This is a genomic window from Actinomadura sp. NPDC048021, from assembly GCF_040653135.1.
In the GTDB taxonomy this organism is placed as follows: Bacteria; Actinomycetota; Actinomycetes; order Streptosporangiales; family Streptosporangiaceae; genus Spirillospora; species Spirillospora verrucosospora.
Genome location: NZ_JBEZJQ010000003.1, coordinates 207,238 through 220,349, shown reverse-complemented (window position 1 = coordinate 220,349; position 13,112 = coordinate 207,238). Strand labels below are relative to the sequence as shown.

Sequence of the window (13,112 nt, the reverse complement as noted above, 5' to 3'; positions counted from 1 at the left end):
GGAACGGACCCGCCCTCGGGGTGAGGGCGGGTCCGGTTTCTGTTCCTGTTTCGCTCGGTGGGGTCAGTAGCGGCGGCGTCCGCCGCCGCGCCCGCGCGACAGCAGTCCTCGGATCTTCGCCTGGGTGCGCGGGTCCCGGGCGAGCCGTTCCGCGCGGGCGCGCGCCTTGCGGCCCTGCGGGCTCCGGGCGAACCGCTTGATGCGGTCGATGACGGAAGGCATGTTCTTCCTCCTCGGCCTTGTCCTCACGGTTCAACGACTGCCCGTTCCGAAAGGTTCAGAACGCCTCGTCGAGCGCGACCGTCCCCTCCACCCCGATCTGGTAGGCCGAAACGCGCCGCTCGAAGAAGTTGGACAGCTCCTGGACGTCCTGCAACTCCATGAACGCGAACGGGTTCGCGGTGCCGTAGCGGGCGGGCAGGCCGAGCCGGACGAGCCGCTGGTCCGCGACGTATTCGAGGTAGGCGCGCATGTCGTCCGCGCTCATGCCGGGCAGGCCGTCCCCGCACAGGTCGCGGGCGAACGCCAGCTCCGCCTGGACGGCCTCCTCCATCATCGCGGCGACCTCGGCCGTCAGCTCCGCGTCGAACAGCGCGGGCTCCTCCGCCCGGACGGTGTCGACCACGGAGAACGCGAACTCCATGTGCATTGACTCGTCCCGGAAGACCCAGTTCGTCCCGGACGCGAGGCCGTTGAGCAGGCCGCGCGACCGGAGCCAGTACACGTAGGCGAACGCGCCGTAGAAGAACAGCCCCTCGATGCAGGCCGCGAAGCAGATGAGGTTCAGCAGGAACGCCCTGCGGTCGGCGGCGGTGCGGAGCTCGTCCAGGCAGCCGAGCGAGTCGATCCAGCGGAAGCAGAACTCCGCCTTGGCCCGGATGGACGGGATGTGCTCGATCGCCGCGAACGCCTTGACGCGCTCGTCCTGATCGGGCAGGTAGGTGTCCAGGAGGGTCAGGTAGAACTGGACGTGCACGGCCTCCTCGTACAGCTGCCGCGAGAGGTAGAGCCGGGCCTCCGGCGCGTTCACGTGCTTGTAGAGGTTGAGGACGAGGTTGTTCGCCACGATCGAGTCGCCGGTGGCGAAGAACGCGACCAGCCGGTTGACGAGGTGCAGCTCGTCGGGCGTGAGCCGCGCGAGGTCCGCCAGGTCGGAGGCGAGGTCCACCTCCTCGACCGTCCAGGTGTTGCGGATCGCGGCCCGGTACCGCTCGTAGAAGTCCGGGTAGCGCATGGGCCGCAGCGTCAGGTCCATGCCCGGGTCGAGGAGCATGCCCCGCCCCTCCGCTCGCCGCTGTTCTTCCGCTCGCTCGGTCACTGGCACGCCTCGCAGGTCTCGGGGTTCTCCAGGGAGCAGACGGCCGCGGCGACCGTCGTCTGCGCGATCCGCGTCGCCGGGCGGGACCGCAGGTAGTACGTCGTCTTGAGCCCCGCCCGCCAGGCGTAGGCGTACATCGAGGAGAGCTTGCCGATCGTCGGCGTCTCCATGAAGAGGTTCAGCGACTGCGACTGGTCGATGTACGGGGTGCGGGCGGCGGCGAGGTCGATGAGCGCCTTCTGCGGCAGCTCCCAGGCCGTCCGGTAGAGCGACAGCATCTCCTCCGGCAGGTCGACCAGCCCCTGCACGGACCCGTTCGCCTTCTTGACCGCCTCGCGGACGGCCGGCGTCCACAGCCCGAGCGACTTCAGGTCCTCCACCAGGTAGCGGTTGATCTGCAGGAACTCGCCCGACAGCGTCTCGCGCTTGAACAGGTTGGACACCTGCGGCTCGATGCACTCGTAGCAGCCCGCGATGGACGCGATCGTCGCGGTCGGCGCGATCGCGACGAGCAGCGAGTTGCGCAGGCCCACCTCCGCGACCCGGGCGCGCAGGGCGTCCCAGTCGGCGGGACGGGACGGCGCCGCGTCCGGGAAGTGGTCCAGGTGGAGCTCGCCGCGCGCGGTGCGGGTCGCGCCGTAGGCGGGCAGCGGCCCGTGGGCGGCGGCGAGGTCGGCGGACGCGTTGTAGGCGGCGAGGGCGATCTCCTCGGCGATGCGCGTCGACAGCTCGCGCGCCTCGGGCGAGTCGAACGGCAGGCGCAGCGTGAAGAACACGTCCGCGAGGCCCATCACGCCCAGCCCGACCGGCCGCCACTTGCGGTTGGCCTTCTCCGCCTCGGGAGTCGGGTAGAAGCCCCGGTCGATGGTGCGGTCCAGGAACCGGACGGCGGTGCGGACCGTCGACCGGAGCCGCTCCCAGTCGACGCCGGACGGCCCGACGTGCGCGGCCAGGTTCACCGACCCGAGGTTGCAGACGGCGGCCTCGCGGTCGCCCGTCACCTCCAGGATCTCCGTGCAGAGGTTCGACAGGTGGACGACCTTGCCGGGCTCGGCGGTCTGGTTGCAGGCGCGGTTGGCGGCGTCCTTGAACGTCATCCAGCCGTTGCCCGTCTCCGCGAGCGTCCGCATCATGCGCCCGTACAGCTTGCGGGCCGGGACCTGCCGGACGAACCGCCCCTCCCGCTCCGCCGCCCGGTAGGCCGCGTCGAACTCGTCGCCCCACAGGTCGACCAGTTCGGGGACCTCCTTCGGGTCGAACAGCGACCACGTCGCGTCGGCCTCGACGCGGCGCATGAACTCGTCCGGGATCCAGTTGGCCAGGTTGAGGTTGTGGGTGCGGCGGGCGTCCTCGCCGGTGTTGTCGCGCAGCTCCAGGAACTCCTCGACGTCGGCGTGCCACGGCTCCAGGTAGACGCACGCCGCGCCCTTGCGGCGGCCGCCCTGGTTGACGGCGGCGACGGACGAGTCGAGCGTGCGCAGCCACGGGACAATCCCGTTGGAGTGCCCGTTGGTGCCCCGGATCAGCGAGCCCCGCGACCGCACCCGCGTCCAGGAGACGCCGATGCCGCCCGCGTACTTGCTGAGCCGCGCGACCTGCCCGTACCGGTCGTAGATGGACTCCAGCTCGTCGCGCGGCGAGTCGAGCAGGAAGCACGACGAGAGCTGCGGGCGGCGGGCCCCGGAGTTGAACAGCGTGGGCGAGCTGGGCAGGTACGACAGGGTGCTGAGCAGCGCGTACAGCTCGGCGGCCTCCTCGACCGCCGCCATGTCACCGGTGGGGGGCCGACCCCCCACACCCCCCGGCCCGACTTCGTCGGGAACTACGAGCCCGCACGCGACCCTGAGGAGGAAGTGCTGCGGGCGCTCCAGGACGAGCCGCGACCTCGGGTGCCTGAGCAGGTACCGGTCGTAGACCGTCCGGAGCCCGAAGTACTCGAAGCGGTCGTCGGCGCCGTCGTCGACGAGGGCGTCCAGCGCGGCGGACCCGGCGGCGACGAAGGCGGCCAGGTCGTCCGCCAGGAGTCCCTCGCGGTGCGCGGCGGCGACCGACTCGGCGAACGTCCGGACGCCGGCGGCCGCGGCCTCCTCCCGGATCCGGACGCCGAGCAGCCGCGCGGCCACCCTGGAGTACCCGGGCTCGGCGGGGATGAGCGCGGCGGCCTCCCCGATCGCGAGGTCCCGCAGAGCCGCCGCGTCCAGCCCGTCCGCGGACCGGACCGCGGCCAGCACCCGCCCGGCCTCGGCGCCCGGCACCCCCTCGCAGGCCGCCTCGACCTCGACGGCGATCTCCGCGGGCGGCGCGGCCAGAACCTGTGTCACGTGCATCTCCCCTCGCATGCCGCCTCGCGGAGGCATGCGAACGGCGCGCGGCGGCAGGCCGCGCTCCGTCCCCGGCCCACCCGCGAGGCCTGGACGTGTGTCGATCCGGGACGGGCCCGGACCCCCGATGAGGCCGGTCTCCCGGCCTCGCGTGCGGGCAGGTCTTCGGACTCGCGGGCGCCGCCTCTGCCGAGGCGTCCTACTGGCCGTCGCTTCCCGGGCCGCCGGGCCCAGTGCTCGATGACGGCGGTCGTTCCCGCTCACCGCTGCGGGGCAGTCCCGGATTCCCACCGGGTTCCCTCTCACGCCGCCCCCGCCGCGAACGGCGGGGGCGGACCAGCACGGGACTGAACCCTACATCTAGTCGACGATCAACGCACAACCCCAAGATGTTGGGCGTGGCGGCGGATGTCCGGGGGCGGCTGGGCAGAGCGCGCGGGGGATGGGACGATGGGGGCCGTCATGAGCCCCCATGCGCCGCAGCCGCTGTTCCGGCCCGCACGCGCGGTGGTGTTCGCCACCGTGTGCGCGACGCTGGCGACCCTCGGGCACGCCCTGGCGGGCGGCGCGGCGGTGCCGGCTTGGGCCGCGCTCACGGGCTTCGGCGCCGTCCTCGGCGTGACGCTGGTGCTGGCGGGCCACGAGCGCTCGCTCGCGACGATCCTGGGCGGGCTCCTCGGCGGCCAGTTCGCCCTGCACACGCTGTTCACGGCCGCCACCGCGCCCCACCACGCACCCGCGGCGCACGCCGCCATGACGGGCGCCGCGGAACCCGTCGCGGTCCCCGCCGCCCACGGCGGGAACGGCCTGGCGATGACGCTCGCGCACTGCACGGCCGCGCTGGTGGCCGCGTGGTGGCTGCGGCGCGGCGAGCGGGCCGCGTGGTCGCTCGCCCGGCGGGTCGCCGCCCTCGCCGACCGCCCGATCCGGCTGCTGCTGGCCCTGCTCGCCGTGGAGCCGGCCGAGCCCCCGGCCCGCCCCCTCCGGACGGCGCCCGCGGCGGCCGCCGTCACGGCCACCGGGCGCGTCCTGCGGCACCAGGTCGTCCGGCGGGGTCCCCCTCCGCGTTCGAGGGCGCTCGCTCACTCCTGAGCCGGAGCGCCGTACGTCACCGGACGCCGGCTCGCGGCGCCCGGACATTCCCGTACGTCTCGAACGGAGTTCCGCAATGCCCTTCCTTCCGCATGCCCGGCGCGCCGGCGCCGTCGCGTCCCTCGCCGCCCTGTCCGTGATCGGCCTGGCCGCGGCGGCGTCCGCGCACGTCAGCGTCAACCCCAGGACCGCCGAGCAGGGCTCGTACACCAAGGTCTCGTTCCGGGTGCCGAACGAGCGCGACGACGCCTCGACCACCAAGCTCGTGGTGAGCCTGCCGGCCGACCACCCGCTGTCGTCGGTGTCGGTCCGGCCGCTGCCCGGCTGGACGGTGAAGGTCGAGAAGTCCAAGCTGCCGGCGCCGGTGAAGACCGAGGGCGGCGAGCTGACCGAGGCCGTCACGAAGATCACCTGGAGCGGCGGCAGGATCGAGCCCGGCCGGTTCGAGGAGTTCGACGTCTCGATGGGGCCGCTGCCCACCGACACCGACCAGCTCGTGTTCAAGGCCGACCAGACCTACTCCGGCGGCGAGGTCGTCAAGTGGGAGGAGCCCCCCGCCGAGGGGGCGAACGAGCCGGAGCACCCCTCGCCGGTGCTGAAGCTCCTCCCCAAGGGCTCGGCGGCCACGGCCGGCCTGACCGCGCAGGTGAAGCCCGCCGCCGCCTCGTCCGCGTCGTCCGGCGACGGGACGGCCCGGCTGCTCGGCGGCATCGGCATCGCCGTCGGCGTGGCCGGCGTCGCGGTCGGCGCCTACGGCGTGACCCGGGCGCGGAGCCGGGCATGACCCGGGCGGCGCTGCGCGGGGCCGCCGGGGCGGCGGCGCTCGCGGCGATCCTGACGGCGCTCACGGCGATCCTGGCGGCGACCGCGGTCCCGGCGTCAGCGCACACCGCGCTGACGTCGGCGAGTCCCGAGAAGGACGCGACGGTCGCGGCCCCGTCCCAGATCGTCCTGACGTACGGCGACCCGGTACGGCTGCCGCGCGTGGTCGTGACCGACGGGTCGGGCAGGCAGTACCAGACCGGGCCCGCGCGGGCGGTCGACAACAAGGTCACCCAGGCCGTCGGCGGCACGCCGCCCGACGGGAAGTACACCGTGGGCTGGCGCGTCGTCGCCTCGGACGGCCATCCGGTCGAGGGCGCCTACACGTTCACCGTGCGGGGCTCCTCCGGGGCCGCCCAGCCCGCCCCCTCGCCGACCCGGACGACCGTCATCTCCACGAACGATTCGGGGGGCTCGTCGGGCTGGCTCTGGATCGGTCTGGTCGCCCTGGTCCTCGTGGCGGCGGCGGGCGCCGTCGCCTGGTTCCGCCGCTCGCCCCGCCAGGATTGATCGTTGAGCTTCCGGTCGGATGATTACAGGATTACAGTGATAATCCGACCGGAAGCAGCCTGGGGGCACCATGATCGTCGAGTACATCCGCTACCGCATCGAGCCGCAGGACGCGGAGGACTTCGAGGCCGCCTACGCGCGGGCCTCCGTCCCCCTCGCCGCAGCCCCCGAGTGCGTGGACTACGAGCTGTCCAGGTGCGTCGACGAGCCGTCGTCCTACATCCTGCGCATCGGGTGGACGTCGGCCGACGGCCACATGCGAGGCTTCCGGGGCGGCGAGCACTTCCCCGCGTTCTTCGCCGAGATCAAGCCGTACGTCCAGCGGATCGAGGAGATGCGGCACTACGAGCGGACGGCGGTGCGCGGCGCCGGCTCGTCCGTCCCGACCATGTACGACTGGGCGGGCGGGAGCGCGGCGCTGGAGCGGCTCACCGAGCACTTCTACACGAACGTCCTCAAGGACGACCTGCTGCGCCCGCTCTTCGAGCACATGGCGCCCGACCACCCGAAGTGGGTCGCGGCGTGGCTCGGCGAGGTCTTCCGCGGGCCGGAGCGCTACAGCCGCGAGCGCGGCGGCTACGCCGCCATGGTGCGCCATCACCTCGGCAAGTCCATCACCGAGGCGCAGCGGCGCCGCTGGGTCTCGCTCCTCATGGACGCGGCGGACGAGGTCGGTCTCCCGGACGACCCGGAGTTCCGCGCCGCGTTCGCGTCCTACATCGAGTGGGGCACGCGCATCGCCCTCGCCAACTCCCAGCCGGACGCGAAGCCGCCCCTCGAAGCCCCCATGCCGCACTGGGGCTGGGGCGTCGCACCGCCCTACGTCCCCGCCGACTAGCATCCAGGGCGCCGAATCCCCCGTACGGCCTGGAGAGGTGCTGCACCATGGCGGACCGCGACGACGCCGCGCTCGACGATCCCGTGCGCGAGTCGCTCCGCGGTCACCACGCGCACCTCGCCCGCCGGCTCGGCCGGACCGCCACCTACCCGCCGGAGGTCTCGACCTTCTCCACGGTGTCCGCCGACCCGGACGCCGCGGAGTGGGCCGACCTCGCCCGGCTTCTCGGGCGGGGCGAACTCGCCGACATGTTCAGCAGCCCCGCGACCCCGCCGCCGGACTGGGAGCCGGTCTTCGTCCTGGAAGGCCTCCAGATGGTCTGGTCCGGGAGCGGTGAGACAGGCCCCGGCGCGGCGGACCCCGGCATCGTCGAACTCGGCGCGGACAGCGTGCCCGAGATGCTCGACCTCGTCGCGCGGACCCGGCCCGGACCGTTCTGGCCGCGCACCCGCGAACTCGGCTCCTATCTCGGCGTCCGCGACGACGGCGTGCTGGTGGCCATGGCGGGCGAACGGCTCCGGCCCCGGGGATGGACGGAGATCAGCACCGTCTGCACCGCCCCCGAGGCGCGCGGGCGCGGCCACGCCGCCCGCCTGATACGCGCGCTCGCGACGCGCGTCATGGCCCGGAACGACCACCCGTTCCTGCACGTGGCCGAGGCGAACACCCGGGCGATCGCCCTGTACGAACGACTCGGCTTCGAGACACGGAGGCACGTGACCTTCCGCGGCTTCCGGGTCCCCTGACCGCCGCGGGTAGTACGCTTTGCGGCGTTCCTGCGACAGGGGAGGTTGATGAATATGGCCCGCGTGGCGCTTCTTCAGCATGCCCTTGTCCGGGCCGCCCGCGACTGAGCGCGGCCCGGTCGTCCAGAACGACCAGGAGCCACACGTGTCCTCTTCCGACCTGACCGCTTCAGGCCTGCCCGACTCCGACCCGGCCCGGCCGGGCCCGGCCGGCGCGGATCTCACCACCGGCCGTCTCGTCCTGCGGCCGTGGACGTCCGGCGAGATCGCCGCCGTCCTGTCCGGCGACAGGCTCGCCCACTGGGCGGACGACTTCCCCGCCGAAGGCGACCGGGCCATCGCCGGCTTCGTCGCCGGAAACCCGTCCGCGCTGGGCGAGCACGGTCAGCGCCTGATCATCGAACGCTCCACCGGCCTGGTGGTCGGCGCCGTCGGCCTGTTCTGGCCGCCCGCGGACGGGGCCGTCGAGTTCGGTTACGGCGTCGTCCCGTCCCGGCGGGGCCGCGGGTACGCCACCGAGGCCACCCGCGCCATCGTGGCGTTCGCCCTGACCGCGCCCGGCGTGGACAGGGTCGTCGCGACCGTGGAGCCGTCCAACCCGGCGTCGGTCCGCGTCCTGGAGAAGGCGGGCCTCCGCCTTGCCGGCACCGGCGAGACCCTCGCCACCTACAGCACCGCCTGACGGCGGACCGCGCGTGCCGCCCCTCCCTCGCGGGACGGGCGGCACGTCCGCGCCCGGGGCGGTCAGCCGAACTGGCCGGGCTCGTAGGAGCCGGCGGGCTGCCGGGTGATGACGTTCAACCGGTTCCAGGTGTTGATGAGGGCGATGAGCGACACCAGGGTGGCGAGCTCCTCCTCGTCGTAATGCTTGGCCGCGTTCTCCCAGACCTCGTCGGAGACGCCGGCGCCGTCCGCGAGGCGGGTGCCCTGCTCGGCCAGCTCCAGGGCGGCGCGCTCTGCGTCGGTGAAGACGGTGGCCTCACGCCAGGCCGCGACCAGGTTGAGGCGCACCGAGGACTCGCCCTCGTGGACGAGGTCCTTGCTGTGCATGTCGACGCAGAACCCGCAGCCGTTGATCTGACTGGCGCGCAGCTCCACCAGGTGCAGCGTCGTGGAGGGCACCGTCGAGCCCGAGACGACCTTGGCCGCGGACAGCAGGTGCTTCATGAACTTTCCGCCGGAGGCGGTGCCGTAGTAGTCGAAACGAGGGTTCATAGTGATCTCCTTGCCGTGTGGAGGGTGACGTCAGGTTGACGGGGCGGTCCCCCGGGTTGTGACGGCCTCCCGGGAGTGACTCCGCTCACCTTGGCGGTCCGGGCCGGAATCGGGCGCGCGGCTGGGAACATGGGGGCCATGACGAGGGCGATCGAGGAGCCGCGGAACGCGCGCAGCCGGCGTTCCCGGACGGCGCTGCTGCGGGCGGCGCGCGAGCTCGTCGAGGACCACGGGATGGCGGCCACGACGATGGCGGCCGTCGCCGAGCGCGCCGGTGTCTCGCGGCGGGCCGTCTACCTGCACTTCGCGTCGCGCGCCGACCTGATCAGCGAGCTGTTCGACCACGTCAACGAGGTCGAGGACCTGCGGGGGCGGTTCGCCGCCGTCGGCGAGGCGCCCGACGCGGTGACCGCGCTGGAGATGTTCGCGCGCCGGCACGCCGAGTTCATGGCGCGCGTCCTCGCCGTGGCGCGGGCGGTGGAGCGCGAGGCGGGCAGCGACCCGGACGCGGCCCGGCACTGGGAGGCCGCCATGCGCCGGCGGTACGACAGGAACCGCGCGCTGATCCTGCGGCTCGACGAGGAGGGCGTGCTCGCCCCCGGCTGGACGGTGGACACCGCCACCGACATGCTCCTCGCGCTGATCGCCAACGGGGTGGTCGGGACGCTGCTCGACGACCGCGGCTGGAGCCCCGGCCAAATCGGCGACCACATGGCGCTGTTGCTGCGCTCAACCTTCGTAACGGGCGGGTAAGACCACCCCACTACCCCCGTTCGGGGGTGGCGTGGGTCACCCGGATGGCCAACCATCCTTCTGACCGGGGTGTCCGTGCGGCTACGAGGGAGAAGACCATGCCCGCAGTCGAGTTCCGCGCGGCGCGCGACTTCCTGCTCGCGCATCGCGACGACTACGCGACGGCGTACGAGAAGTTCCGCTGGCCGGTGCTGACCGGTTTCAACTGGGCGCTGGACTGGTTCGACAAGATCGCCGAAGGGAACGACTCGCCCGCGCTGTGGATCGTCGAGGAGGACGGCGCCGAGGCCCGGTACTCCTTCTCGCAGATGGCGCGGCGGTCGAACCAGGTCGCGAACATGCTGCGGCGGGCGGGGGTGCGGCGCGGCGACCGGATCATCCTGATGCTCGGCAACCAGGTGGAGCTGTGGGAGACCGTGCTCGCGGCGATGAAGCTCGGCGCGATCATGATCCCGTGCACGCCGCTGCTCGGCACGGCCGACCTCCAGGACCGGCTGACGCGCGGGAAGGCCCGGCACGTGGTGACCGCCTCGTCCGAGACCGGGAAGTTCGACGGCGTCGAGGGCGAGTACACGCGGATCGCCGTGGGCGAGCCGGTGGAGGGCTGGCTGCGGTACGCCGACGCCTACGAGGAGGGCGAGTCCTTCACCCCCTACGGGCTGACGATGTCGCGGGACACGCTGCTGCTGTACTTCACGTCGGGGACGACGGCGAAGCCGAAGCTGGTCGAGCACACCCACGCGTCCTACCCGGCCGGGCACCTGTCGACGATGTACTGGATCGGGCTGCGGCCGGGGGACGTCCACCTGAACATCTCGTCGCCGGGGTGGGCGAAGCACGCGTGGAGCAACATCTTCGCGCCGTGGAACGCCGAGGCGTGCGTGTTCATCTTCAACTACACCCGGTTCGACCCCGACCGGCTCCTCGACACCCTCGAACGCTGCGGCGTGACGAGCTTCTGCGCGCCGCCGACCGTGTGGCGGATGCTGATCCAGTCCGACCTTGGACGGCTCGGCCGGCCGCCGCGCGAGGTCGTCGCGGCCGGGGAGCCGCTGAACCCCGAGGTCATCGAGCGGGTGAAGCAGGCGTGGGGCCGGACGATCCGGGACGGCTTCGGGCAGACCGAGACGACCGTCCAGATCGCCAACACGCCCGGCCAGCCGGTCAAGCCCGGCTCGATGGGGCGTCCCGTGCCCGGCTACGAGGTGGTGCTGATCGACCCGCTGACCGGGGAGCCGGGCGACGAGGGCGAGATCTGCCTCGACCTGGAGGACCGCCCGCTCGGGCTGATGACCGGCTACCACGGCGACGAGGAGCGCACCGAGGAGGCGATGGCCGGCGGCTACTACCACACCGGCGACATCGGCTCCCGCGACGAGGACGGGTACATCACCTACGTCGGGCGCGCCGACGACGTGTTCAAGGCGTCCGACTACAAGATCTCGCCGTTCGAGCTGGAGAGCGTGCTGATCGAGCACGAGGCGGTGGCGGAGGCCGCGGTCGTGCCGTCGCCCGACCCGGTGCGGCTGGCCGTCCCGAAGGCCTACGTCACGCTCGTGAGCGGCTGGGCGCCGGACGCTGAGACCGCCAAGGCGATCTTCGCGCACTGCCGGGAGCAGCTGTCGCCCTACAAGCGGATCCGGCTGCTGGAGTTCGCCGAGCTGCCGAAGACGATCTCCGGGAAGATCCGCCGGGTCGAGCTGCGGGCCAGCGAGATCGACAAGCATCCCGGCCGGGACGACCGGCCGGCGGGCGAGTTCAGGGAGGAGGACCTGCGATGAGCCTCTCCTACGCGTCGGGCGTCTCGGCCACGCCGCTGCTCGGCGACACGATCGGCGCGAACCTGGACAGGACGGTCGCGGCGCACGCGGAGCGCGACGCGCTCGTCGAGCGGGCGTCCGGCCGCCGATGGACCTACGAGCAGTTCTCCGACGACGTGGAGGCGGTCGCGCTCGGCCTCCGCGACCTCGGCGTCGTCAAGGGCGACCGGGTCGGCATCTGGGCGCCGAACTGCGCCGAGTGGATGCTCGTCCAGTACGCGACGGCCAAGCTCGGCGCCATCCTCGTCAACATCAACCCCGCCTACCGGGTGCACGAGCTGGAGTTCGTCCTCAACCAGGCCGGCGTCCGGACGCTGATCGCGGTGCCGGTGTTCAGGACGTCCGACTACGCGGCGATGATCGAACAGGTCAGGCCCGGGTGCGCGGCCCTGCGCGACGTCGTGCTCATCGGCACGCCCGGGTGGGACGCGCTGATGGAGGCCGGCCGCACCGGCGAACCGGGCGTCCTCGACGAGATCGGGCGGATGCTCACCGCCGACGACCCGATCAACATCCAGTACACGTCCGGGACGACGGGGTTCCCCAAGGGCGCGACGCTGTCGCACCACAACATCCTGAACAACGGCTACTTCGTCGGCGAGCTGTGCGGCTACGACGAGGAGGACCGCGTCTGCGTGCCGGTGCCCTTCTACCACTGCTTCGGCATGGTCATGGGGAACCTGGCGGCGACGAGCCACGGCGCGTGCGTCGTGATCCCCGCGCCGGCGTTCGACCCGAAGGCGACGCTGGAGGCGGTCGCGGCGGAGCGCTGCACGTCGCTGTACGGGGTGCCGACGATGTTCATCGCCGTCCTGAACGAACCGTCGCTCGCCGGGCTCGACCTGTCCGGCCTGCGCACCGGGATCATGGCCGGGTCGCCGTGCCCGGTCGAGGTGATGAAGCAGGTCATCGAGCGGCTCGGGATGAGCGAGGTCGCGATCTGCTACGGCATGACCGAGACGTCGCCGGTGTCCACGCAGACCCGCGCGGGCGACTCGCTGGAGCGCCGCGTGTCCACGGTCGGCACCGTCCTGCCGCACCTGGAGATCAAGGTGGTCGACCCGGAGACGGGTGTGACCGTCCCGCGCGGCGTCCCCGGCGAGTTCTGCACGCGCGGCTACTCGGTGATGCTCGGCTACTGGGACGAGCCGGACAAGACGGCCGAGGCCGTCGACACGGCCCGCTGGATGCACACCGGCGACCTCGCGGTGATGGACGAGGAGGGCTACGTCACCATCACCGGCCGGATCAAGGACATGGTGATCCGGGGCGGGGAGAACATCTACCCGCGCGAGATCGAGGAGTTCCTCTACACCCACCCCGACATCGTCGACGCGCAGGTCATCGGCGTCCCGGACGAGAAGTACGGCGAGGAGCTGATGGCCTGGGTGCGGCTGCGCGAGGGCGTGCCGGGCCTGACCGCCGGGGAGCTGCGCGCGTTCTGCGAGGGCAGGCTCGCCCACTACAAGATCCCCCGCTACGTGCACGTGGTGGAGGAGTTCCCGATGACGGTCACCGGCAAGATCCGCAAGGTGCAGATGCGCGCGGAAGCCGTGGACATCCTCGGCCTTGAGGACACCGCCTCCCGGCACGCCTAGGCGTCTCGCCTCGCCGCACGACCAGGTTCGCCCGTTCCGCCACTTTCGTCGCGGGGGTCGCGCAGGGCATTCTCAAGGC

General features: G+C 72.5%; 13 protein-coding genes and 1 riboswitch. Of the genes, 9 read left to right on the top strand and 4 right to left on the bottom strand.

Annotated elements, in window-relative coordinates; translation table 11 throughout:
- Positions 1-63: 63 nt before the first annotated feature.
- Genes AB0C87_RS06875 through AB0C87_RS06865 form a run of 3 tightly spaced genes read right to left on the bottom strand, consistent with a single transcriptional unit; the run spans position 64 to position 3,639 of the window.
- Positions 64-222, bottom strand: coding sequence for a hypothetical protein (locus AB0C87_RS06875; RefSeq protein WP_345180322.1), 159 nt, complete (start codon positions 220-222; stop codon positions 64-66).
- Positions 223-277: 55 nt separating this feature from the next.
- Complete coding sequence (locus AB0C87_RS06870; protein ID WP_345180326.1) at positions 278-1,273, bottom strand: ribonucleotide-diphosphate reductase subunit beta; 996 nt, start codon at positions 1,271-1,273, stop codon at positions 278-280.
- A gap of 41 nt (positions 1,274-1,314) precedes the next feature.
- The gene (locus AB0C87_RS06865) at positions 1,315-3,639 is read right to left on the bottom strand and encodes a ribonucleoside-diphosphate reductase subunit alpha (RefSeq protein WP_360576772.1); all 2,325 of its coding nucleotides are present in this window, start codon (positions 3,637-3,639) and stop codon (positions 1,315-1,317) included.
- A gap of 159 nt (positions 3,640-3,798) precedes the next feature.
- A riboswitch (cobalamin riboswitch) is annotated at positions 3,799-3,942 on the bottom strand.
- Between the two features lie 159 nt (positions 3,943-4,101).
- Here AB0C87_RS06865 and AB0C87_RS06860 point away from each other — a divergent pair.
- The 6 genes from AB0C87_RS06860 (at position 4,102) to AB0C87_RS06835 (ending at position 8,329) form a co-directional block, all read left to right on the top strand.
- Entirely contained in the window at positions 4,102-4,731 is a 630-nt protein-coding gene (locus AB0C87_RS06860) for an MFS transporter (protein WP_360576771.1), read from the top strand.
- A 76-nt stretch (positions 4,732-4,807) separates the two neighbouring features.
- Positions 4,808-5,515 (top strand): DUF1775 domain-containing protein, encoded by a 708-nt coding sequence (locus AB0C87_RS06855; protein WP_353835983.1) that lies wholly within the window; start codon positions 4,808-4,810, stop codon positions 5,513-5,515.
- On the top strand, positions 5,512-6,063 hold the full coding sequence (locus tag AB0C87_RS06850) for a copper resistance CopC family protein (protein ID WP_360576770.1): 552 nt from the start codon (positions 5,512-5,514) through the stop codon (positions 6,061-6,063). The genes AB0C87_RS06855 and AB0C87_RS06850 overlap by 4 nt, the downstream gene beginning before the upstream one ends.
- A gap of 70 nt (positions 6,064-6,133) precedes the next feature.
- Positions 6,134-6,901: an antibiotic biosynthesis monooxygenase gene (locus AB0C87_RS06845; RefSeq protein WP_360576769.1), complete on the top strand. Its 768-nt coding sequence runs from the start codon at positions 6,134-6,136 to the stop codon at positions 6,899-6,901.
- 47 nt (positions 6,902-6,948) lie between these two features.
- Positions 6,949-7,647, top strand: coding sequence for a GNAT family N-acetyltransferase (locus tag AB0C87_RS06840; RefSeq protein ID WP_360576768.1), 699 nt, complete (start codon positions 6,949-6,951; stop codon positions 7,645-7,647).
- Between the two features lie 145 nt (positions 7,648-7,792).
- Positions 7,793-8,329, top strand: a complete 537-nt coding sequence (locus AB0C87_RS06835) for a GNAT family N-acetyltransferase (protein WP_360576767.1) — start codon at positions 7,793-7,795, stop codon at positions 8,327-8,329.
- A 62-nt stretch (positions 8,330-8,391) separates the two neighbouring features.
- On the opposite strand, the gene AB0C87_RS06830 is transcribed toward AB0C87_RS06835, so the two are convergent.
- On the bottom strand, positions 8,392-8,862 hold the full coding sequence (locus AB0C87_RS06830) for a carboxymuconolactone decarboxylase family protein (protein WP_345180354.1): 471 nt from the start codon (positions 8,860-8,862) through the stop codon (positions 8,392-8,394).
- 138 nt (positions 8,863-9,000) lie between these two features.
- On the opposite strand from AB0C87_RS06830, the gene AB0C87_RS06825 reads away from it, so the two are divergent.
- The 3 genes from AB0C87_RS06825 (at position 9,001) to AB0C87_RS06815 (ending at position 13,033) form a co-directional block, all read left to right on the top strand.
- Positions 9,001-9,615: a TetR family transcriptional regulator gene (locus AB0C87_RS06825; protein ID WP_353832533.1), complete on the top strand. Its 615-nt coding sequence runs from the start codon at positions 9,001-9,003 to the stop codon at positions 9,613-9,615.
- Between the two features lie 98 nt (positions 9,616-9,713).
- Positions 9,714-11,396: an AMP-binding protein gene (locus AB0C87_RS06820; protein WP_360576766.1), complete on the top strand. Its 1,683-nt coding sequence runs from the start codon at positions 9,714-9,716 to the stop codon at positions 11,394-11,396.
- Entirely contained in the window at positions 11,393-13,033 is a 1,641-nt protein-coding gene (locus AB0C87_RS06815; RefSeq protein WP_345180361.1) for an AMP-binding protein, read from the top strand. Before AB0C87_RS06820 ends, AB0C87_RS06815 begins: the two co-directional genes overlap by 4 nt.
- Positions 13,034-13,112 lie beyond the last annotated feature (79 nt).